This is a genomic window from Rhodococcus sp. 05-2255-3B1, assembly GCF_002258545.1.
Classification (GTDB): Bacteria; Actinomycetota; Actinomycetes; order Mycobacteriales; family Mycobacteriaceae; genus Rhodococcoides.
This window is the reverse complement of sequence record NZ_NOZC01000004.1, coordinates 114,749-133,209: the sequence shown is the minus strand read 5'-3', so window position 1 is coordinate 133,209 and position 18,461 is coordinate 114,749. Positions and strand designations below refer to the sequence as shown.

The 18,461-nt window shown below is 64.9% G+C and carries 24 protein-coding genes; 20 read left to right on the top strand and 4 right to left on the bottom strand.

Annotation, left to right across the window (positions count from 1 at the left end):
- Window positions 1–21: 21 nt before the first annotated feature.
- From CH249_RS02800 to CH249_RS02790, 3 genes are read left to right on the top strand one after another with little or no spacing between them, the layout of a single operon-like run.
- Complete coding sequence (locus tag CH249_RS02800) at window positions 22–534, top strand: OsmC family protein (RefSeq protein WP_094659312.1); 513 nt, start codon at window positions 22–24, stop codon at window positions 532–534.
- Between the two features lie 4 nt (window positions 535–538).
- Window positions 539–1,837: an O-acetylhomoserine aminocarboxypropyltransferase/cysteine synthase family protein gene (locus tag CH249_RS02795; protein WP_094682146.1), complete on the top strand. Its 1,299-nt coding sequence runs from the start codon at window positions 539–541 to the stop codon at window positions 1,835–1,837.
- The gene (locus tag CH249_RS02790) at window positions 1,834–2,319 is read left to right on the top strand and encodes a CoA-binding protein (protein ID WP_094682145.1); all 486 of its coding nucleotides are present in this window, start codon (window positions 1,834–1,836) and stop codon (window positions 2,317–2,319) included. Before CH249_RS02795 ends, CH249_RS02790 begins: the two co-directional genes overlap by 4 nt.
- Before the next feature lie 13 nt (window positions 2,320–2,332).
- Here the strand turns inward: CH249_RS02790 and CH249_RS02785 are convergent, their stop codons facing one another.
- Complete coding sequence (locus tag CH249_RS02785; RefSeq protein ID WP_068053041.1) at window positions 2,333–3,034, bottom strand: SDR family oxidoreductase; 702 nt, start codon at window positions 3,032–3,034, stop codon at window positions 2,333–2,335.
- A 60-nt stretch (window positions 3,035–3,094) separates the two neighbouring features.
- On the opposite strand from CH249_RS02785, the gene CH249_RS02780 reads away from it, so the two are divergent.
- On the top strand, window positions 3,095–3,535 hold the full coding sequence (locus CH249_RS02780) for a MarR family winged helix-turn-helix transcriptional regulator (RefSeq protein ID WP_094629587.1): 441 nt from the start codon (window positions 3,095–3,097) through the stop codon (window positions 3,533–3,535).
- Here the strand turns inward: CH249_RS02780 and CH249_RS02775 are convergent.
- Window positions 3,510–4,271 (bottom strand): SDR family oxidoreductase, encoded by a 762-nt coding sequence (locus tag CH249_RS02775; RefSeq protein ID WP_256988059.1) that lies wholly within the window; start codon window positions 4,269–4,271, stop codon window positions 3,510–3,512. The two genes, CH249_RS02780 and CH249_RS02775, sit on opposite strands and share 26 nt — an antisense overlap.
- A 62-nt stretch (window positions 4,272–4,333) precedes the next feature.
- On the opposite strand from CH249_RS02775, the gene CH249_RS02770 reads away from it, so the two are divergent.
- Genes CH249_RS02770 through CH249_RS02760 form a run of 3 tightly spaced genes read left to right on the top strand, consistent with a single transcriptional unit; the run spans window position 4,334 to window position 5,826 of the window.
- Window positions 4,334–4,918, top strand: coding sequence for a TetR/AcrR family transcriptional regulator (locus tag CH249_RS02770; RefSeq protein ID WP_094659309.1), 585 nt, complete (start codon window positions 4,334–4,336; stop codon window positions 4,916–4,918).
- 10 nt (window positions 4,919–4,928) lie between these two features.
- Window positions 4,929–5,360 carry a DUF1810 domain-containing protein gene (locus tag CH249_RS02765; protein WP_094682215.1) on the top strand — a complete coding sequence of 144 codons (432 nt, stop codon included), beginning with the start codon at window positions 4,929–4,931 and terminating at the stop codon, window positions 5,358–5,360.
- Window positions 5,361–5,370: 10 nt separating this feature from the next.
- Window positions 5,371–5,826 carry a 6,7-dimethyl-8-ribityllumazine synthase gene (locus CH249_RS02760; RefSeq protein WP_094646999.1) on the top strand — a complete coding sequence of 152 codons (456 nt, stop codon included), beginning with the start codon at window positions 5,371–5,373 and terminating at the stop codon, window positions 5,824–5,826.
- Here the strand turns inward: CH249_RS02760 and CH249_RS27760 are convergent.
- The gene (locus tag CH249_RS27760) at window positions 5,806–6,213 is read right to left on the bottom strand and encodes a hypothetical protein (protein ID WP_179273060.1); all 408 of its coding nucleotides are present in this window, start codon (window positions 6,211–6,213) and stop codon (window positions 5,806–5,808) included. The two genes, CH249_RS02760 and CH249_RS27760, sit on opposite strands and share 21 nt — an antisense overlap.
- A gap of 115 nt (window positions 6,214–6,328) precedes the next feature.
- On the opposite strand from CH249_RS27760, the gene CH249_RS02750 reads away from it, so the two are divergent.
- Window positions 6,329–7,738: an HNH endonuclease signature motif containing protein gene (locus tag CH249_RS02750; protein ID WP_094682142.1), complete on the top strand. Its 1,410-nt coding sequence runs from the start codon at window positions 6,329–6,331 to the stop codon at window positions 7,736–7,738.
- A 90-nt stretch (window positions 7,739–7,828) separates the two neighbouring features.
- On the opposite strand, the gene dapD is transcribed toward CH249_RS02750, so the two are convergent.
- Window positions 7,829–8,782, bottom strand: a complete 954-nt coding sequence (gene dapD / locus CH249_RS02745) for a 2,3,4,5-tetrahydropyridine-2,6-dicarboxylate N-succinyltransferase (protein WP_094682141.1) — start codon at window positions 8,780–8,782, stop codon at window positions 7,829–7,831.
- Window positions 8,783–8,962: 180 nt separating this feature from the next.
- Here dapD and CH249_RS27755 point away from each other — a divergent pair, with 180 nt between their 5' ends.
- From CH249_RS27755 to CH249_RS02690, 12 genes are all read left to right on the top strand, one after another.
- On the top strand, window positions 8,963–9,106 hold the full coding sequence (locus CH249_RS27755; RefSeq protein WP_158462611.1) for a hypothetical protein: 144 nt from the start codon (window positions 8,963–8,965) through the stop codon (window positions 9,104–9,106).
- A 44-nt stretch (window positions 9,107–9,150) separates the two neighbouring features.
- Window positions 9,151–10,098, top strand: coding sequence for an SMP-30/gluconolactonase/LRE family protein (locus CH249_RS02740; protein WP_094682140.1), 948 nt, complete (start codon window positions 9,151–9,153; stop codon window positions 10,096–10,098).
- An 11-nt stretch (window positions 10,099–10,109) separates the two neighbouring features.
- Entirely contained in the window at window positions 10,110–11,195 is a 1,086-nt protein-coding gene (gene dapE, locus CH249_RS02735; RefSeq protein WP_094682139.1) for a succinyl-diaminopimelate desuccinylase, read from the top strand.
- 10 nt (window positions 11,196–11,205) lie between these two features.
- On the top strand, window positions 11,206–12,012 hold the full coding sequence (locus CH249_RS02730; protein ID WP_032394086.1) for a TIGR00730 family Rossman fold protein: 807 nt from the start codon (window positions 11,206–11,208) through the stop codon (window positions 12,010–12,012).
- Window positions 12,009–12,572 carry a TIGR00730 family Rossman fold protein gene (locus tag CH249_RS02725; protein WP_179273061.1) on the top strand — a complete coding sequence of 188 codons (564 nt, stop codon included), beginning with the start codon at window positions 12,009–12,011 and terminating at the stop codon, window positions 12,570–12,572. Before CH249_RS02730 ends, CH249_RS02725 begins: the two co-directional genes overlap by 4 nt.
- Before the next feature lie 92 nt (window positions 12,573–12,664).
- Entirely contained in the window at window positions 12,665–14,440 is a 1,776-nt protein-coding gene (locus tag CH249_RS02720) for a long-chain-acyl-CoA synthetase (RefSeq protein ID WP_094682138.1), read from the top strand.
- Window positions 14,441–14,476: 36 nt separating this feature from the next.
- On the top strand, window positions 14,477–15,337 hold the full coding sequence (gene folP / locus CH249_RS02715) for a dihydropteroate synthase (protein WP_032394089.1): 861 nt from the start codon (window positions 14,477–14,479) through the stop codon (window positions 15,335–15,337).
- Complete coding sequence (locus CH249_RS02710; protein WP_032394090.1) at window positions 15,334–16,263, top strand: glucosyl-3-phosphoglycerate synthase; 930 nt, start codon at window positions 15,334–15,336, stop codon at window positions 16,261–16,263. Before folP ends, CH249_RS02710 begins: the two co-directional genes overlap by 4 nt.
- Window positions 16,264–16,293: 30 nt before the next feature.
- On the top strand, window positions 16,294–16,623 hold the full coding sequence (locus CH249_RS02705) for a DivIVA domain-containing protein (RefSeq protein WP_032394091.1): 330 nt from the start codon (window positions 16,294–16,296) through the stop codon (window positions 16,621–16,623).
- The gene (locus CH249_RS02700; protein WP_032394092.1) at window positions 16,620–17,228 is read left to right on the top strand and encodes a DNA-3-methyladenine glycosylase I; all 609 of its coding nucleotides are present in this window, start codon (window positions 16,620–16,622) and stop codon (window positions 17,226–17,228) included. The genes CH249_RS02705 and CH249_RS02700 overlap by 4 nt, the downstream gene beginning before the upstream one ends.
- 95 nt (window positions 17,229–17,323) lie before the next feature.
- Window positions 17,324–17,491 (top strand): DUF3117 domain-containing protein, encoded by a 168-nt coding sequence (locus CH249_RS02695; RefSeq protein ID WP_008714277.1) that lies wholly within the window; start codon window positions 17,324–17,326, stop codon window positions 17,489–17,491.
- 112 nt (window positions 17,492–17,603) lie between these two features.
- Window positions 17,604–18,458 carry a methyltransferase domain-containing protein gene (locus tag CH249_RS02690; protein ID WP_094682137.1) on the top strand — a complete coding sequence of 285 codons (855 nt, stop codon included), beginning with the start codon at window positions 17,604–17,606 and terminating at the stop codon, window positions 18,456–18,458.
- The last annotated feature ends 3 nt before the right edge of the window (window positions 18,459–18,461 follow it).

The following is an 18,461-nucleotide window of genomic DNA, read 5'->3' as shown; positions in this document are numbered from 1 at the left end:
TTTCGACGAACAGGATCACTCATGACCACATCTGTGTCCCACCTCGGCGGCATCATCGCCGCCACCGACGAGGCCGTGCAGGCCGACGCCAAGAACGCCCAGGCGGTCTTCCGGGCCTCGGTCACCGCGCACGATGCCGTCGCCAGCACCGTCACCCTGGGCAAGTACAGCGTCGAGGTCGACGAGCCGCCCGCCCTCGGTGGTGAGAACAAGGCGGCCAACCCGGTCGAGTACTACCTGGCGTCACTGCTGTCCTGCCAAGTGGTCACGTACCGCGTCTGGGCGGAGAAGCTCGGTATCGTCGTCGACGACATCAAGGCCAAGGCCGAGGGTGACCTCGACGTTCGCGGATTCTTCGGTTTCGACGACGACGTTCGTCCCGGTTTCGGTGAGGTGCGGGTCGTGGTGACCGTCACCGGTCCCGAGTCGCGGGAGCGGTACGAGGAGCTGCAGCAGGCCGTCGACGATCACTGCCCCGTGCTGGATCTCACGCGCAATCCCACCCCGATCCACACCGTTCTCGAAACGGCCTGACGTCATGAGCGAACGGACATTCGGTCTGCGTACCAGAGCAATTCACGCCGGAGCGAGACCTGACCCTTCCACCGGTTCGCGTGCGGTGCCGATCTATCAGACGGCGAGCTACGTGTTCGAGAATTCGGCGGACGCGGGCGATCTGTTCGCTCTGCAGAAGTACGGCAACGTCTACAGCCGCATCGGGAATCCCACCGTCGCCGCCTTCGAGGAGCGCATCGCGAGCCTCGAAGGCGGTATCGGGGCGGTCGCGTTCGCCAGTGGGTTGTCGGCCGAGTTCGCGGTGTTCGCTGCGCTTGCCGGTAGCGGAGACCACATCGTTGCCGCGGCCGGGCTCTACGGCGGCACGGTGACCCAGCTCGATGTGACCCTGCGCCGCTTCGGCGTCGAGACCACCTTCGTTCCCGGCACCGATCCGGCGGATTACGCAGCGGCGGTGACGGATTCGACCAAACTGATCTACGCCGAGATCATCGGCAACCCGTCGGGCGAGATCGCCGACCTCGAGGGTCTCGCCGCTGTCGCGCACGATCACGGAATTCCGTTGGTGATCGACGCGACGATGGCGACTCCCTGGCTCAGTCGGCCCATCGAATTCGGTGCCGACATCGTGATCCACTCGGCCACCAAGTTCCTCGGCGGACATGGTTCCACCCTCGGGGGAGTGGTGATCGAATCCGGTCGATTCGATTGGGGCTCGGGAAAATTCCCGCAGATGACCGAACCGGTTGCGTCGTACGGCGGGCTGTCGTGGTGGGGGAACTTCGGCGAGTACGGCTTTCTGACGAAGCTGCGCAGCGAGCAGTTGCGCGACATCGGGGGCGCATTGGCACCGCAATCGGCATTCACGTTGATCCAGGGAGTGGAAACGCTGCCGCAACGGATGGATGCGCACGTCGGTAATGCCCGAGTGGTCGCCGAGTGGCTCGAGGCAGATCCCCGGATCGAGTACGTGAGATGGGCCGGGCTGCACAGTCACCCACACCACGACCGAGCAGCGAAGTACCTCCCCACCGGTCCCGGTGCGGTGTTCGCTTTCGGAATCGACGGTGGCCGCGAGGCCGGGCAGGCGTTCGTCGAGAGCGTCCAGGTCGCCAGCCACGTCGCCAACATCGGTGACGTGCGCACGCTGGTTATCCACCCGGGCAGCACCACGCACCGACAACTGACCGACGAGCAACTGCGCGGAGCAGGTGTCGGTCCCGAGCTGATTCGTATCAGCGTCGGCCTCGAAGACGCCGAGGACATTCTGTGGGACCTGGATCAGGCCCTGACGCTGGCAACAGGAAAGGCTCGGTCATGAGCGAACGCACCTGGCAGAGCCCGTCCGCGCCGCAGCGGCAACGCATCCTGCGAGAGACGAAGACCGTCGCGATCGTCGGTGCGTCGAAGAACCCCTCGCGGGCAAGCTACTTCGTCAACCGATACCTCTCGTCGACGAGCAACTACGAGATCTTTCTGGTGAACCCGACGGTCACCGACATCGAAGGAACGACGGTATACCCCACACTCGCCGAACTACCGAAGCCGCCGGATCTGGTCGACGTGTTCCGCAAGTACGACGACCTTCCTGAAGTGCTTTCGGAAACCATTGCAGCGCAGGCGAAGACGATCTGGCTTCAGCTGGGGCTGTGGCACGAGCAGGTGGCCAACGACGGCGAGGCAGCGGGATTGAACGTCGTCATGGATCGGTGCCTCAAGATCGAACACGCCCGATTCCACGGGGGATTGCACCTGGCCGGATTCGATACGGGAGTGATCGATTCGCGTCGGACACGGGGGTAGGCGCGCGTACGCCTCACCACGTGAGGACGGTGTTGTCCTCGAAAACCAGTCCGGTGGGTCCGTCGGCGTCGAGGGTGGCGAGTCGAATCGCCACGGCCGCACCCTCGTCCGGCGATCGCGTTCCGCGGAATCCATTGAAGTCGGTGGCGACGTGCCCAGGAGCTGCTCCGTTGACCTTGATCGGGGTATCGGCAAGGTCTCGGGCGTAGTGGACGGTGAGGGCGTTCAGAGCGGTCTTCGAGCTCGAATACGCCATCGATGGCGTGCCCACCCATGCGCCGTCCTCGCCGATGGAACCGCGCTTGCTGGTGACGTTGACGATCCGACCGGCCGGGGACTCTCTCAGTAGCGGCAGGAATGCGTTGGTCACATCGACGACGGCGAAGACGTTGACGTCGTACACCTTTCGCAGATCCGACGAATTCTCCTCGATAGGGCGGTGATAGCCGACGTTGATGCCTGCGTTGTTGATCAGAGCGTCGAGGTGGCCCACTTCGGTGTCGATGTGTCGGACGGCCTCGTCGATGTCGTCGGCCGAGGTGACATCGAGCCGAATCGGGCGTACGTCTCCGTCGATCCCGGTGGCCGCGGTGACGCCCCCGGCGAGATCTCGCGAGCCCAGATAGACGACAAACCCCTGGGCGGCGAGGCCGCGGACGATGGCAAGGCCGATGCCTCGGTTGGCACCCGTGACCAAAGCAGTGTGTGTTGTCATATCAACACCATGCACCCGGTTGTGTTGTCATGTCAACAGGTCGGTGGATAGGGTGGCGCAATGACGCTGTTGAACGAATCCGAGATGGCCCTGTGGCACGCGTGGAAGCGGGCGCAGGACGCCGTATGGACTCGCGTCACCGCGGAGATCGCGGACAGAACTGGCTTGTCGGATCAGGACTTCGCGGTTCTGACCCGAGTGCACGAAATAGGGCATGGGGTGCTGCGGCAGAGCGCATTGGCGGCGTTGCTCGAGTGGCATCGCAGTCGGCTGTCGCATCATCTGACCCGAATGGCCGACCGCGGACTGATCACTCGTCGTCCGGTCGACGGGGGAGTGGAGGTAGTTCTCACCGAGGTGGGGCGCGACGCCGTCGTGCGCGCGCGGCCCGTTCACGCGGAGGCGGTCAGACGGTATCTGCTCGACGCGATTCCGGCTTCCGAGCGAGTGGTGTTCGAGCGCATCCTTGCCGGCCTCATGCTTTCAGCAGGCGACCACTGATCACGGTGGCCAGTGCACGTGGAGCAAAACGGACACTGCCGGCGCTGATCTTGTTGGACAGGCCGGACACGATGCTGGCGGGGGTGCGGCGAGAGTCCAACGCGCGCAGAGCCGTCGCGACCACTTGCTCGGAGGTCTGGAAGTTGCCCACCGCGGCGTCCTCGGATCCGACGACGTCGAAGAACTCGGTGCGGGTAGGGCCGGGGGAGAGCGCGAGAATCTTCAGCGGCGAGCTGCGGTGCTCGAAGGCCAAGGCCTCGGTGAAGTTGAGGACGAAGGCCTTCGTGGCACCGTAGACAGCCATGTTGGGGGTGGGTTGGTACGCAGCGGTACTCGCGATGTTGATCAGCGCGCAGGTGAGGTTGGGCAGAAACGCATGCGTCAGGTCGACCAGCGCGCTCACGTTCAGCGCGATCTCTGCGGCGATGCGCTCGGGATCCTCGTCGGCGAATTTCCCGTGAGTTCCGAAACCTGCGTTGTTGACGAGTGTGGTGGGGATGATTCCTTTGTCGGCCAATGTGGTTCGGAGGGTCTCGCCGACGCCGGGAACTCCCAGATCCATCGCGACAACGGTTGCGGTGACGCCGTGGTCGGCTTCGATACGTCGTGCCAGGGTGTCCAGTCGGTCGGCACGCCGTGCCACCAGGACGACGTTCTCGCCCCGTGCCGCGAATCGAGTGGCGAACTCCTCGCCGAGGCCCGAACTTGCTCCGGTGATCAGTGCTGTGGAAGTCATGTCCGCCAATGTAGGCAGTGTCAGCATTGTTGTCAACGCCAACATCGCCTAGGGTGGAACCCATGGCAACGCAGCGGTACCACCACGGTGACCTGCGCGCGGTACTGCTCGACGAGGCCGAACGGAGCATCGCGCACCGCGGAGTCGACGCGTTGTCACTTCGACAGCTGGCCAGAGATGTCGGGGTCAGTCACGGTGCTCCCGCGCGCCACTTCCGCGACAAGCAAGCGCTGTTGGATGCGCTGGCCCTGCACGGTTTCGAGGAGCTGAACCGCCGGATGGTCGCCGCGGCAACTGGACCCGGTGAGCTGATGGCTCGGTTTCGTGCAGTCGCTCGCGCCTACCTCGGATTCGCCGTCGAACATCCGGAGTTGCTGGACGTCATGTACAGCACCAAGCATCATCCCGACGCCAGCGAGAAGCTGAAAACTGTTGCGCACGAGAGCATGACCGCCACCGAGGCATTGCTCGGCGAAGCCATCGCCGCGGGTGTGATCACCGATGCCCCGCCCGCGATCCTCGCGCGGGTTGCTTTCGCGAGCGTGCACGGACTTGCGATGCTGGCCACCGGGGACCTGCTCGACGGCGTCGCGATCGAGGATCTTCTCGACGCGACCGTCGACACGCTGCTGCGTGGGTTCACCTAGGTTGAACGGCATGACCGAATACGACCTGCAACGCTTCGTCGATGCCCAGGACCCCGTCTGGACCGCGGTGACGAAGGAACTGAAGGCGGGATGCAAGCAGACACACTGGATGTGGTTCGTGTTCCCGCAGTTGGCGGGACTGGGGCGTAGCGCGACCGCTCAACACTTCGGCATCGCCGATCTGACCGAGGCGGAGTTCTATCTCTCGCACGAAGTGCTGGGCCCTCGCCTGAAGAAGGCGGCAAGGCTTGTTGCAGCTGTCGAGGGGCGGACGGTCGACGATATCTTCGGTTATCCCGACAACCTGAAGTTGCATTCGTCCATGACGCTTTTCGCCGAAGCTACCAAGGGCCCGTCCGTATTCGGCGAAGTGTTGCAGAAGTATTTCGCCGGTGAATTCGATAGCCCGACACTCGACTTGCTCGACGAGCGATACCGCTAGCATCGCATCCATGACGACTCCACTCGCCGGATCCATTGCCTTCGTCCACGCCAGCTGGCACTTGGACATCGTCGATCGTGCGCGAGTGGGATTCGCTGCCGAGCTGAAGAATCTCGGAGAAACCGAGACGACTGTCGACGTGTTCGAGGTACCCGGGGCCTTCGAGATCCCACTGCACGCACAGCGGCTCGCCAAGACGGGCAAGTACTCCGCGATCGTCGCCGCTGCACTGGTGGTGGACGGCGGAATCTACCGACACGACTTCGTCGAAACGGCGGTCATCGACGGCCTGATGCGAGTGCAGCTGGACACCGACGTGCCGGTGTTCTCCGTGGTGCTGACGCCACACCACTTCCACGAACACGCCGACCACAACGCCTTCTTCACCGCTCACCTCGAAACCAAAGGCGCAGAAGCCGCACGGGCTGTGGTGAAAACCCTGGCGTCACTGGGGACCATCGGCTGACGCTCGGCGGGCAATCCTGTGTTCGACGAGTATGCGGTGCTCGAGGAGCTCGAACGACGAGAGCCGATTTTCCATCGCCGTGAGTTCGGCATCACGCGTGAGGATTTCGATCGCTTGACGGACGTGGGTTTCTGGGAGGTCGGTGCGTCGGGCAGGCGATACGACCGCGAGCACGTCTGGGCCGTTCTCGAAAAGCGATACGCATCCGACCCCACCGGGCAACTCGATGTCGACTGGACAGCCAGTGAATTCGAGCTCCGAGAAATTGCCTCGAATACGTATTTGCTGACCTACATTCTCGAGCAGGGCGGCCGATCCACCCGCAGGATGACGTTGTGGCAACGCCGCGCGGGTGATTGGAAAATCCTTTATCACCAAGGCACGCACGTATCCGATACCACACCCCACCGACAGGTTTGGAAGCGCGAATAGTCAAGCAGCACAATAGTTTCCGATTGAACTAAGGTTGCCAGTCGAACGCGCGTTCGATACACTTGCTTCTATGACCACGGAGATTTGGCAACTGAGCGAGAGCGAACTCCTCGCCGACGCCGCCGCGGTCTCCCACCAGATCCAGCTGCTCGAAGCCCGGCGGATCGCTCTCGTCGCCGAGATCGACACCCGCGTCTCCCGGGAGAAACTCGGCTTCCCCGGACCCGCAGGCTGGCTCACCTCCACCACCCTGCTCACCCCCAGCAAAGCCAACAAGATCGTCGCCCTCGCCCGCGGACTGAAGAACTTCCCCGACATCGCCGACGCCGTGAACACCGGAGTCATGTCCGTCGACCACGCCGCCCTGATCCTCACCTTCGCCGAAACCCCACCCAAGAACCTCCCGCAGAAAGGGCAAGACATCGCCCGGAAGGCGATGATCACCGCCGCGACCGGGCCCGGAGCCCGCACCGGCCGCATCCGCGAAGCGATCACCAAACTCCACGACACCTACGGCGGCAAGACACCACCCGCCGACGACACCGACCGCAACGAACTCTTCGCCTCCAAGACCCTCAACGGCCGGCTCGTACTCAAAGGAGACTTCGATGCGATCACCGGCGAGAAACTCCTCACCGCACTCTCACCGCTGACCGAACCCCGCCCCGACCCCGACGGCACCGAGACACCCAAAACCGGAGACGATCGCAGCCCCGCCAAGCGACGAGCCGACGCCTTCGGACACATCCTCGACCGATACCTCGCCTCGAGTGATCGACCCATCGAAGGCGGTGAACGCCCGCACCTGAACCTGCACATCACCCTGCGTGACCTCACCGACCTCCGTGACAACGCCGACAGTGCCGACGCAGACGACATCGCCGACGACGAAACCACCCGCGCGGCAGCAGAATCCGACACAGACCGAGTCGATCCGGTCGACATCGACACCGGACACCCCATCCACCCCGATGCGGAAGACGGAACGAATCCACCTTGTGGCGCAGATCGTGGCGCGTACCGGGACCTGTTCGGCGACGGCACTTCGGTCGGGTGGCTACCCTGGATGGGACCACTCTCCCGCAACACCTCCCGCCAACTCGCCTGCGACTGCCTGCTCACCGCCATCGTCATGGACGAGAACGGCTCACCGATCAACCTCGCCCGCACCGCCCGCACCGTCACCGCCAAACAACGCAAAGCCCTCATCGCGAGAGACCACACCTGCGCTTTCCCCGGCTGCGGCAAACCCGCCGCCTGGACAGAGGCGCATCACATCTGGCACTGGGCCGACGGTGGCCCCACCGACATGAACAACCTCGTCCTCCTGTGCGGATTCCACCACCGACTCCTGCACCACAGTGATTGGGAAGTATTCATCGGCGTCGACAACCACCCGTGGTTCGTGCCACCGGCCACCGTCGACCCGTACCGACAACCCCGACCATCCCACGCCCGAGCAGGCCCCCACATCGCCTGAACCCGCCCAAAGACCACTCCAGCCCCGCACCGAGAACACGGTGCGGGGCTGGAAGAGGTTGGCAGTAAGCCTGATTCGGGAATTCAGCTCTCAGTCGTTGGCGTGCAGTGCCGCGTTCAGTTCGACGCCGGTGCCCTTCCACGGCACCACCTCGACAGCGCCCGACAGCGAGTTGCGACGGAACAGCAGGTTGGACTTGCCGGACAGTGTCGCCGCCTTCACCACTGTTCCATCCGGGCCACTCACCTTGGTTCCTGCGGTGATGTAGAGCCCGGCCTCGACGACGCAGTCGTCACCGAGTGAAATGCCGAGCCCGGAGTTCGCGCCCAGCAGGCAGCTCTTTCCGACGGAAATGACATTCTTGCCGCCGCCGGAGAGCGTGCCCATGATCGACGCGCCGCCGCCCACATCGGAACCGTCGCCCACGACGACGCCCGCGGAGATGCGACCCTCGACCATCGAGTTGCCGAGCGTGCCGGCGTTGAAGTTGACGAAGCCCTCGTGCATGACCGTCGTTCCGCTGGCCAGGTGCGCGCCGAGACGAACGCGGTCGGCGTCGGCGATCCGAACACCGGTGGGAACGACGTAGTCGACCAGGCGTGGGAACTTGTCGACTCCGAACACGGTCACCGGACCGCGGGCACGAAGTTTCGCGCGCACCGTCTCGAAACCGTCCACCGCTGCGGGCCCGAAGTTGGTCCACACCACATTGGACAGCAGACCGAACACGCCGTCGAGGTTCTGCCCGTGCGGCTGGATCAACCGGTGCGAAAGCAGGTGCAGTCGCAGATACGCGTCGTGGGCGTCGATCGGAGCGTCCTCGAGAGAGGCGATGCTGGTGCGCACTGCGACTACCTCGACGCCGCGCGCCTCGTCCGGTCCGACGAGAGCGGCCAGCTCCTCGGGGACGTCCGAACCCTCGAGCCGGACGGTGCCGGTCTCGAAGCCCGACCCGAGCTCCGGGTTCGGAAACCAGGTGTCGAGAACGACGCCCGACGTCGTGATGTTGGCAATACCTACTGCTGATGCTCCCTGTGCGCTCACGGCTCGAAGAATACGCGGTGGACCCGGAGGGCGGGTTGGCCCGTCATTGCGGGAACGTCGACTGTTCCTGGACGCCGTTCCCGACGCGGCGTCGGTTCGTTATCGGTTCGACCGTGGAGCGTGATCGCATCGGAATACCGGCGGACGCATCGACGGCGGGGAAGCTGTCAGAGTTTCCCGGTGACCACACGTCCCGACTCCCGCATCCGTGGAGTGACCTCGGTGATGGCGGACGGTGTGTCCTTCACCGGGTTGGTGACGACCCTGGCGACGACGATCGTGCTCGGGGTCGCCCTGGGTTTGCATGTCGCAGGCGCGTGGTAGACATCGTCATCGGCTGACAGGGGGTCGCCGAGGTTGGGAGTGTCATGGGTTCGAGCAAGTCCGCGCGTGTGCGTTCGGTCGTCACGGCGATCGCTGCTGCGACGGTGGTGGTGGCCGGGAGCGTCGTCGTCGGGTCCGGCACTGCAGTCGCCGATCCCTCCTGCGCCGGCGCAGGAGGTCCGTCGGCAGTGGTCGCACGGATCCCGGGTGCAGCTCTGGAAGGCCTGGCGGTCGACGCGTCGGGCCGGGCCTACGTCACCGACATCGTCTCCGGCCGGGTGTTTCGCATCGACGCGCCGGGGCAGGCCGCCTACCCCATCGCGACGGTTCCCAGCGGCGGCGGTGGTGCCCTGGCCTGGATGCCCGACGGCACCCTGCTGGTCGGCTACGGGGCCGACCCTCGCGTCTTCGTCGGAGACATCGTCAAGGCCGCCGGGATCGTGCGGCTCGACGTGAACACCCTGACCGTGACCCCGTTCGCAACCGGTCTGAGCGCAGCCAACGGACTCGCCGTCGCTGCTGACGGAACGGTGTACGCCACCAACGACTTCGGCTCGCTCATCGGCCGGATCGGCCCCGATGGTTCGGTCGACCCGGCGTGGGCGAGCTTCCCCAGTGCCAACGGCGCAGTGCTCGACGCCGCCGATCGGTACCTCTACGTCTCGCGCACCTTCGTGAACCCGGGCGTCAGCCGTATTCCGCTCGCCGACCCCTCGGCACCGGAAAGCGTGCTCGACCTGACGGGACTCGACTCGTTCGCAGCTCCGGACGGGCTCACCCTCGACGACGCCGGACGTCCGGTGGTACCGCTGAATGCAGGCGGCTCCGTCGTCCGCATCGATGCGCCGGGGACGACGTGCGTCATCGGCACCGGAACTCGGTTGACCAGCGTCGTCGCCTACGGTCGTTCCGACCAGGGGTTCTCGAACGGAAGATTGTTCGGGGCAGGCTTCGACGGCGTGGTCCGCGAGATTCCGGGATCCACGGCCTAGAGTTTTCACCCGTGACGCTCGAACTGAATGCAGACCCGATCGACCTCACCGCGGCGCTGGTGGACATCCCCAGTGTCAGTGAGGACGAATCGCGCATTGCGGACGAGGTGGAACAGGCGCTCCGCGACCAGACCACCGGCTTCGAGATCATCCGCAGTGGCAACGCCGTGCTGGCCCGGACCAACCGCGGGCTCGGGTCGCGCGTGATGCTGGCCGGGCACCTCGACACGGTTCCCATCGCAGACAACGTGCCGTCGAGGCGGGAACACGACAGCGCCGAAGGTGACATCCTGCACGGCTGCGGAACCGTCGACATGAAGTCGGGCGACGCAGTGTTCCTGCATCTCGCCGCGACGATCGACAATCCTGCGCACGATCTCACTCTGGTGTTCTACGACTGCGAGGAGATCGCGGCTGCCCGCAACGGGCTGGGCCGCATCGAACGCGAACTTCCCGAATGGCTGGTCGCCGACGTCGCGATCCTCGGCGAACCGTCCGGCGGGTTCATCGAGGCCGGTTGCCAAGGAACACTCCGTGTTCGGTTGACGGCGTCGGGAACACGGGCTCACAGTGCCCGGTCCTGGTTGGGCGACAATGCAATTCACAAATTCGGCGCGGTTCTGAACCGGCTCGCGGCGTATCGGGCACGCACCGTCGACATCGACGGCTGCGTGTATCGGGAAGGGCTGCAAGCGGTCCGGATCTCCGGTGGGGTCGCGGGCAACGTCGTTCCCGACGCGGCCGAGCTCGATGTCAACTTTCGCTTCGCACCCGATCGCAGCGTCGACGACGCCGTCGAACACGTTCGTGAGGTGGTCGAGGGACTGGATCTCGGCTTCGAGGTCACCGACTCGTCGCCGGGTGCCCTTCCCGGACTGAACCAGCCTGCGGCGGCTGCGCTCATCGAAGCCGCGGGCGGACAGTTCCGCGCCAAGTACGGCTGGACGGACGTCTCCCGGTTCTCGGCGCTCGGTATTCCGGCGGTCAACTACGGACCCGGCGACCCCAACCTCGCCCACAAGCGCGACGAACGCGTCCCCGTCGAGCAGATCACCCACGTCACGCAGGTTCTCCGGAGCTACCTCACTGCCGGATAGCCTGAACGCCATGAACAGCGACCAGGACCCAGGTAGTTCCGAGGAACACGGCAGTTCCGAAGAACACAGCAGTTTCGAGTGGCACAGCAGCGAGAAGCCGGCCAAGCACAAGGGTTCCGTCGTACTTAGGCGTGGCCGGAACACCGAGACCTCCACCTCGGATCAGCGCCTGCTCGACGAGCGAGGACCGGGGAACTGGATTCACTCCGACACCTGGCGAGTCTTGCGAATCCAGAGCGAATTCGTCGAGGGATTCGGTGCACTCGCCGAGGTCCCCAAGGCCGTGACGGTGTTCGGTTCGGCGCGCACCCCCGTCGACCATCCCGAGTACGCCCGAGCCCGACAGCTCGGAGCCGCTCTCGCGAAGGAGGGCTTCGCCGTCATCACCGGTGGTGGGCCGGGCGCGATGGAGGGGGCGAACCGAGGTGCGAGCGAGGCCGACGGGTACTCGATCGGGCTCGGGATCGAGCTGCCGTTCGAGCAGGGCCTCAACGAATGGGTCGATCTGGGCGTCAATTTTCGCTACTTCTTCGTTCGCAAGACCATGTTCGTGAAGTACTCGCAGGCGTTCGTGTGCCTTCCCGGCGGCTTCGGTACTCTCGACGAACTCTTCGAGGCGCTGACCCTGGTGCAGACGGCCAAGGTCACCAGGTTCCCGATCGTGTTGCTGGGCAAGGACTTCTGGTCGGGACTGCTCGATTGGATCAAGACGACTCTCGTGAAAGAAGGCAAGGTGTCCGAGAAGGACCTCGAACTGATCCACTGCACCGACAGCGTCGACGAGGCTGTCCGGATCGTCCGCGAGGCCCAGCAGTGAGCGATCGTGGCACGACCGAACGCGCGATCAGTGTCTGCGTCTACTGCGCGTCCGGTCCCGTCGACTCCTCCTTCATCGACCTCGCCGCCGAGGTCGGCACCGAGATCGGCCGACGAGGCTGGCAGCTCGTCTCGGGCGGCGGCAACGTGTCGATGATGGGCGCCGTTGCTGCGGCGACGCGAGCTGCGGGCGGCAACACGGTCGGCGTGATCCCCAAAGCACTCGTGCATCGCGAGCTCGCCGATGTCGATGCCGACGAGTTGATCGTCACCGACACCATGCGCGAGCGGAAGAAGATCATGGAGGACCGCGCCGACGCGTTCATCACCTTGCCGGGTGGCATCGGGACGTTGGAGGAGCTGTTCGAGACGTGGACCGCGGGCTATCTCGGGATGCACAGCAAGCCGATGGTGATGCTCGACCCATTCGGACATTTCGACGGCATGATGCAGTGGATCGACGGGCTGCTGGCCACGGGCTTCGTCCAGCAGCGCGCTGTGGATGCCCTGATCAGAACCGCGTCGGTCGAGGCTGCCCTGGACGCCTGTGCAACGTTGTGACAGGTCACCAACCGTGGCCGACGAGTGCGCTCCTCAAAGTTGTTACTCTCAAGTAGGGTAAGAAATCTCACATCGTCTTCAAAGGGGAGTACATGGCTGTCGATGCCCGTCAGAAAATTGGAGTGACCGACCTCGCGGTCGCGTTGCCGAAAATGGTGACGGAGGTGCCCAGTCTCCTCAAGGGCCTGGCAGGATTCACCCGCAAACCCGACCACAAGGCGTCGATCGGTCAGGTCTTCCAGGATGCTGCCGCGAAGAACAGCGACCGTCCGTTCGTGCGGTTCGAGGGTGAGTCGATCACCTACCGGGACGCGAACGAGCTCGTCAACCAGTACGCCGCGGTGTTCGCAGACCACGGAGTGACGCGCGGCGACGTCGTCGGCATCCTCAGCAAGAACCGTCCGGAGGCGCTGTTCGCCGCACTTGCCGCCGTCAAACTCGGCGCCACCGCGGGAATGCTGAACTACAACCAGCGCGGCGATGTACTCGAACACAGCCTGGGCATTCTCGAGGCGAAGGTCCTCGTACTGGACGAGAACGCGCAGGAGGCGCTCGATTCGCTCGACGGGGAGCCGAAGGTCGGTGCCGTACTGCCGCTGAAGAAACTCGCCGAACTCGCCGCGACGGCGTCGACAGCCAACCCGAAGGTGACCGCCGAGATCCAGGCCAAGGAGAAGGCGTTCTACATCTTCACCTCGGGCACCACCGGCATGCCGAAGGCGAGCCTGATGAGCCACTTCCGCTGGCTCAAGTCCATGTCCGGTCTCGGCAACATGGGTGTCCGGCTGCGCAGCAACGACGTCATCTACTGCTGCCTGCCGCTCTACCACAACAACGCGCTGACGGTGACGCTGTCCTCGGTGCTCGCGGGCGGCGCGACGATGGCCATCGGCAAGCAGTTCTCGGTGAGCAATTTCTGGGACGACATCCGGGTCAACAAGGCCACCGCGTTCACCTACATCGGCGAGCTGTGCCGCTACCTGCTGACACAGCCGAAGAAGAGCTCCGACCGCGACAACTCGGTGAAACTGATCGTCGGCAACGGACTGCGCCCGGAGATCTGGGAGGAGTTCACCGAACGATTCGGCATCTCCCGCGTCGCCGAGTTCTACGGTGCAAGCGAGTGCAACATCGCGTTCATCAACGCCCTCAACATGAAGAAGACCGCCGGGATCTGCCCGCTCCCGTACGCCGTCGTCCAGTACGACGAGGAGTCCGGCAAGGCCAAGCGCGGTCAGGACGGCAAGCTCCGCAAGGTCGGAAACGGCGAGGTCGGACTGCTGTTGTCCAAGGTGACCGACCGGGCACCGTTCGACGGCTACTCCGACGACAAGGCCACCGAGAAGAAGTTGGTGCGCGACGGCTTCAAGGACGGCGACGCGTGGTTCGACACCGGCGATCTGGTTCGTAAGCAGGGCTGGATGCACGTCGCATTCGTCGACCGTCTCGGCGACACCTTCCGTTGGAAGGGTGAGAACGTAGCCACCACTCAGGTCGAAGGTGCGCTCGGTGGGCATCCGTCGATCGACGGTGCCGTCGTGTACGGCGTCGACATCGAGGGAACCGACGGCAAGGCAGGCATGGCTGCGGTGACGCTGCGCGAGGGCGAGACCTTCGACGGCAAGTCCACGGCCGCGCACCTCTACGACAAGCTCCCCACGTACGCGGTGCCCCTCTTCGTCAGGGTCGTCGACAGCCTCGAGCAGACGTCGACGTTCAAGAGTCAGAAGGTGGCCCTGCGCAAGCTCGGCTACGAGGAAGACGGCGACAGCGACCTGTACGTGCTGCGCGGCAAGTCCGGTGGCTACGAGAAGGCGTACGACGGCTACGTCGCCGAGGTCGCCGCAGGCAAGGCTCCCAAGGGCTGAGCACCCGAAAGATGCGCTCGTGCCACTATTGATTTCATGAGCACCCTCTGCGGCAAACCGGTCGCCGACGATCGCGCATTGGTCATGGCCATCGTCAATCGCACCCCCGATTCGTTCTACGACGGGGGTGCGAATTTCAGCGACGACGCTGCGATGGCGTCGGTGCACCGGGCTGTCGCGGAGGGTGCCGACATGATCGACATCGGTGGTGTGAAAGCAGGTCCCGGCGACATCGTCGACGCCGAGGAGGAGATCCGCCGTGTCGTTCCGTTCGTCGAGGCCATCCGGGACGCGTATCCGGAGCTGCTGATCAGTGTGGACACCTGGCGCAGCGAGGTAGCTCGACTGGCCTGCGGTGTCGGAGCGGATCTGATCAACGACACGTGGGCCGGGGCCGACCCCGAGCTGGTGCGCGTCGCTGCCGCCGAAGGAGTCGGCATCGTCTGCTCGCACACCGGCGGTGCGGTGCCCCGTACTCGCCCGCATCGGGTTCGGTACGCCGATGTGGTGGCCGACGTGATCACCGAAGTCACCGCCGCCGCGGAGAACGCCGTTGCGGAGGGGGTGAAAAAAGATTCGATTCTGATCGATCCGACGCACGATTTCGGGAAAAACACCTATCACGGGCTCGAGTTGTTGCGTCGCGTGGACGATCTTGTAAACACCGGGTGGCCTGTGCTCATGGCGCTGAGCAACAAGGACTTCGTAGGCGAGACTCTAGGGGTAGAGCTCGCCGACCGGTTGGAGGGAACATTGGCAGCGACAGCATTGGCCGCAGCAGGCGGAGCCCGAATGTTCCGGGTGCACGAAGTTGCGTCGACCAGAAGAGTCGTCGACATGGTGGCAGCGATCCAGGGACTGAGAACCCCGGCGCGGACGGTCAGGGGTCTGGCATGACGCTTGCAGATCGAACGGACGTCACCAGGGCGTGGTCCGAGACCAACAGCTGGGACACCCCGGAGTGGACCATTGCCGAGCTCGAGGCCGCCAAAGCGGGCCGAACGGTGTCGGTGGTACTGCCGGCACTGAACGAGGAACAGACGGTCGCCGCTGTCATCGACACGATCCACCCGTTGCTCGGTGGCCTCGTCGACGAGCTGATCGTGTTGGATTCCGGTTCCACCGACGAGACGGCCGTGCGCGCGACAGCGGCCGGCGCACGCGTCATCAGCCGAGAAGAAGCGGTACCCGGCGTGGACCCGGTACCGGGCAAGGGCGAGGTGCTGTGGCGATCGGTCGCCGCGTCGACCGGTGATCTCATCGCGTTCGTCGACTCCGACCTGATCAACCCCGATCCGGCGTTCGTGCCCAAGTTGCTCGGCCCCCTGCTGATGGGCGACGGCATCCACCTCGTCAAGGGCTACTACCGCCGTCCGTTACGGACCAGTGGAACCGAGGACGCCAACGGCGGTGGACGCGTCACCGAGCTCGTGGCAAGGCCGCTGCTCGCTGCCCTTCGGCCCGAGCTGACCGGGGTCATTCAGCCCCTCGGCGGTGAGTATGCCGGTACGCGTGAGCTTCTGTCCGCGGTGCCGTTCGCACCCGGCTACGGAGTGGAGATCGGGCTGCTGCTCGATACCTACGACAGGCTCGGACTGCGGGCGATCGGCCAGGTGAATCTGGGTGTGCGCAAGCACCGCAACCGCCCGCTGGTCGAACTCGGGGCCATGAGCAGACAGATCGTCGGGACGATGCTCAATCGGTGCGGGATGGTCGATTCCGGTGCCGGTCTGATGCAGTTCCGAGTCGACGGCGACTCGTTCGAGCCGTTCTCCACCGAGGTGTCGTTGCTGGACCGACCGGCGATGAACTCGCTGAAGTAGCGTGTCGGGCGGTCGTGACAAGATCGTGGCATGTTGACGCTGCTGATCTACGTCGTCGTCATTGCCGTCGTCGCCGCTGCATTGTTCTTCGTGGCGTCAGCGGTGTTCGGTCGCGGTGAGGAACTGGGCCCGCTGCCCGAGGGAACCACCGCGACCGTTCTGCCGGCGGAAGGCGTCACCGGTGCCGACGTGCACGCGCTGAAATTTCAGCAGAGCCTGCGCGGCTACAAGCCCAGCGAGGTCGACTGGGCGTTGGAGCGACTGGGCGGCGAGATCGACATGCTCCGTTCGCGACTGTCGGCTGCGCAGCAGGCACAGGAGACGGTCGCCCCGTCCCCGGATGAGCCGGACGAGCGATGAGCGCTGTCGCCGGACCGGACGGCCGACTGCGCTGTCCCTGGGGTGCCACCGACGACGACCTGTACCGGAACTACCACGATCTCGAATGGGGACAGCCGCTCCACGGCCGCAACGAGCTCTACGAGCGGCTCTGTCTCGAAGCGTTCCAATCGGGCCTGTCGTGGATCACGATCCTGCGCAAACGCGACAGCTTCCGCACGGCATTCGCCGGATTCGATCCGGAGCTGGTGGCCCGGTTCGGCGACGCCGATGTCGAACGGTTGATGAACGACGCGTCCATCGTGCGCAACAGGCTCAAGATCGACGCTGCGGTGAGCAACGCGCGCGCCATCGTCGATTTCGACGACACCGACCTCGACACCCTGCTCTGGTCGTTCGCTCCGAAACCCAGGCCGGCGCGCCTGACCGAGTTCTCCGATGTGCCCGCCTCGACTCCGGAGTCCACCGCTCTGGCCAAGGAGCTCAAGCGGCGGGGCCTACGGTTCGTCGGTCCGACAACTGCCTACGCCTTGATGCAGGCCACCGGAATGGTCGACGATCACCTGTCGGGGTGTTGGGTGCAGGTCGTCAATACCGACTCCGGTTCCCGGTATCGACGACGATAGGGAAGAATAGGGGACAACACCCGTCGCCCCGCGACGAAATTGTCTTTTTGGCCTAGGCGCCGAGCTGGTGGGCGCAGATCTGGAGGGAGCAGAGGATGGCGGCGATGAAGCCCCGGACCGGGGACGGTCCCCTCGAAGCAACCAAAGAGGGACGAGGAATCGTCATGCGCGTCCCGCTCGAGGGGGGCGGCCGATTGGTCGTCGAATTGACCCCCGACGAGGCCGCGGCGCTCGGTGACGAATTGAAGGGTGTCACCGGCTGACCGTTCTGTCGATCGATCATCGCTCAGCCCCGCTCGCCGTGACGGCAAGCGGGGCTTTGTGTTGTGTTCACGACTGTGCCGTCCGGCAGAGTCGTGACGGAGGAGGTGTCCGATGCTGACCGACGTCGTGGACGTGCTGCTGTGTCCGCATTGCCGAGCACGCGAGGTCGACTCCGGGCTCGGTGTCGGCGACACGGATCGGGCGCTGTGGTGCGATCGAGGGCACTCGTTCGATGTCGCTCGGCAGGGGTACGTCAGTCTGCTGACCGGTGACGGCGGCAAGTTCACCGGCGATTCGGCCGAGATGATCGCCGCGCGCGATGCGTTCCTGGGGGAGGGGCACTTCGACCCGATCGCCCGAGCAGTGTCTGCGGGGGTCCCGGTGGACAGCGAGGTGGTGCTCGACGTCGGGGTGGGAACCGGTCACTATCTCGCGGCTGTTCTCGACGACCACCCCGAGGCTCGGGGGATGGGCGTCGACGTGTCGAAGTTCGCGGCCAGGCGCGCTGCCCGGTCCCATCCCCGCCTGGGGTCCGTGGTCGCCGACATCTGGAGCGGACTTCCGGTGCGGTCGGGTGCCCTGTCCGCGGTGACGTGCGTCTTCGCTCCGCGCAACGCCGGAGAACTGAATCGGGTACTCGTCGACGACGGCGTGTTGGTGGTCGTCACGCCCACGACGCGGCATCAGCGCGAGCTGCGGGGGCCGCTGGGACTCATCGGTGTCGACGAGGACAAGCCCCGCCGCCTGAGCGAATCGTTGTCCGGTCTGTTCGAACCGGTCACGGAATCTCCGCTGGAGTATCCGATGATGCTCTCGCACAACGACATCGAGGCTTTGATCGGCATGGGCCCGTCGGCGCGTCACGGTGACCCCGAGGCGCGGGCTGCGGCGCTGACGCAGCTACCGGACACCACCGAGGTCACCGCGTCGGTGACGGTGTCGACCTATCGCAAGACGAATCGCTGAGTC

Bases quoted from the DNA above. Each gene is read 5' to 3' on its own strand.
- CH249_RS02800 (WP_094659312.1), top strand. From the start codon at position 22: ATGACCACATCTGTGTCCCACCTCGGCGGCATCATCGCCGCCACCGAC.
- CH249_RS02795 (WP_094682146.1), top strand. From the start codon at position 539: ATGAGCGAACGGACATTCGGTCTGCGTACCAGAGCAATTCACGCCGGA.
- CH249_RS02790 (WP_094682145.1), top strand. From the start codon at position 1,834: ATGAGCGAACGCACCTGGCAGAGCCCGTCCGCGCCGCAGCGGCAACGC.
- CH249_RS02785 (WP_068053041.1), bottom strand. From the start codon at position 3,034: ATGACAACACACACTGCTTTGGTCACGGGTGCCAACCGAGGCATCGGC.
- CH249_RS02780 (WP_094629587.1), top strand. From the start codon at position 3,095: ATGACGCTGTTGAACGAATCCGAGATGGCCCTGTGGCACGCGTGGAAG.
- CH249_RS02775 (WP_256988059.1), bottom strand. From the start codon at position 4,271: ATGACTTCCACAGCACTGATCACCGGAGCAAGTTCGGGCCTCGGCGAG.
- CH249_RS02770 (WP_094659309.1), top strand. From the start codon at position 4,334: ATGGCAACGCAGCGGTACCACCACGGTGACCTGCGCGCGGTACTGCTC.
- CH249_RS02765 (WP_094682215.1), top strand. From the start codon at position 4,929: ATGACCGAATACGACCTGCAACGCTTCGTCGATGCCCAGGACCCCGTC.
- CH249_RS02760 (WP_094646999.1), top strand. From the start codon at position 5,371: ATGACGACTCCACTCGCCGGATCCATTGCCTTCGTCCACGCCAGCTGG.
- CH249_RS02750 (WP_094682142.1), top strand. From the start codon at position 6,329: ATGACCACGGAGATTTGGCAACTGAGCGAGAGCGAACTCCTCGCCGAC.
- CH249_RS02740 (WP_094682140.1), top strand. From the start codon at position 9,151: ATGGGTTCGAGCAAGTCCGCGCGTGTGCGTTCGGTCGTCACGGCGATC.
- CH249_RS02730 (WP_032394086.1), top strand. From the start codon at position 11,206: ATGAACAGCGACCAGGACCCAGGTAGTTCCGAGGAACACGGCAGTTCC.
- CH249_RS02720 (WP_094682138.1), top strand. From the start codon at position 12,665: ATGGCTGTCGATGCCCGTCAGAAAATTGGAGTGACCGACCTCGCGGTC.
- folP (WP_032394089.1), top strand. From the start codon at position 14,477: ATGAGCACCCTCTGCGGCAAACCGGTCGCCGACGATCGCGCATTGGTC.
- CH249_RS02710 (WP_032394090.1), top strand. From the start codon at position 15,334: ATGACGCTTGCAGATCGAACGGACGTCACCAGGGCGTGGTCCGAGACC.
- CH249_RS02705 (WP_032394091.1), top strand. From the start codon at position 16,294: ATGTTGACGCTGCTGATCTACGTCGTCGTCATTGCCGTCGTCGCCGCT.
- CH249_RS02700 (WP_032394092.1), top strand. From the start codon at position 16,620: ATGAGCGCTGTCGCCGGACCGGACGGCCGACTGCGCTGTCCCTGGGGT.
- CH249_RS02695 (WP_008714277.1), top strand. From the start codon at position 17,324: ATGGCGGCGATGAAGCCCCGGACCGGGGACGGTCCCCTCGAAGCAACC.
- CH249_RS02690 (WP_094682137.1), top strand. From the start codon at position 17,604: ATGCTGACCGACGTCGTGGACGTGCTGCTGTGTCCGCATTGCCGAGCA.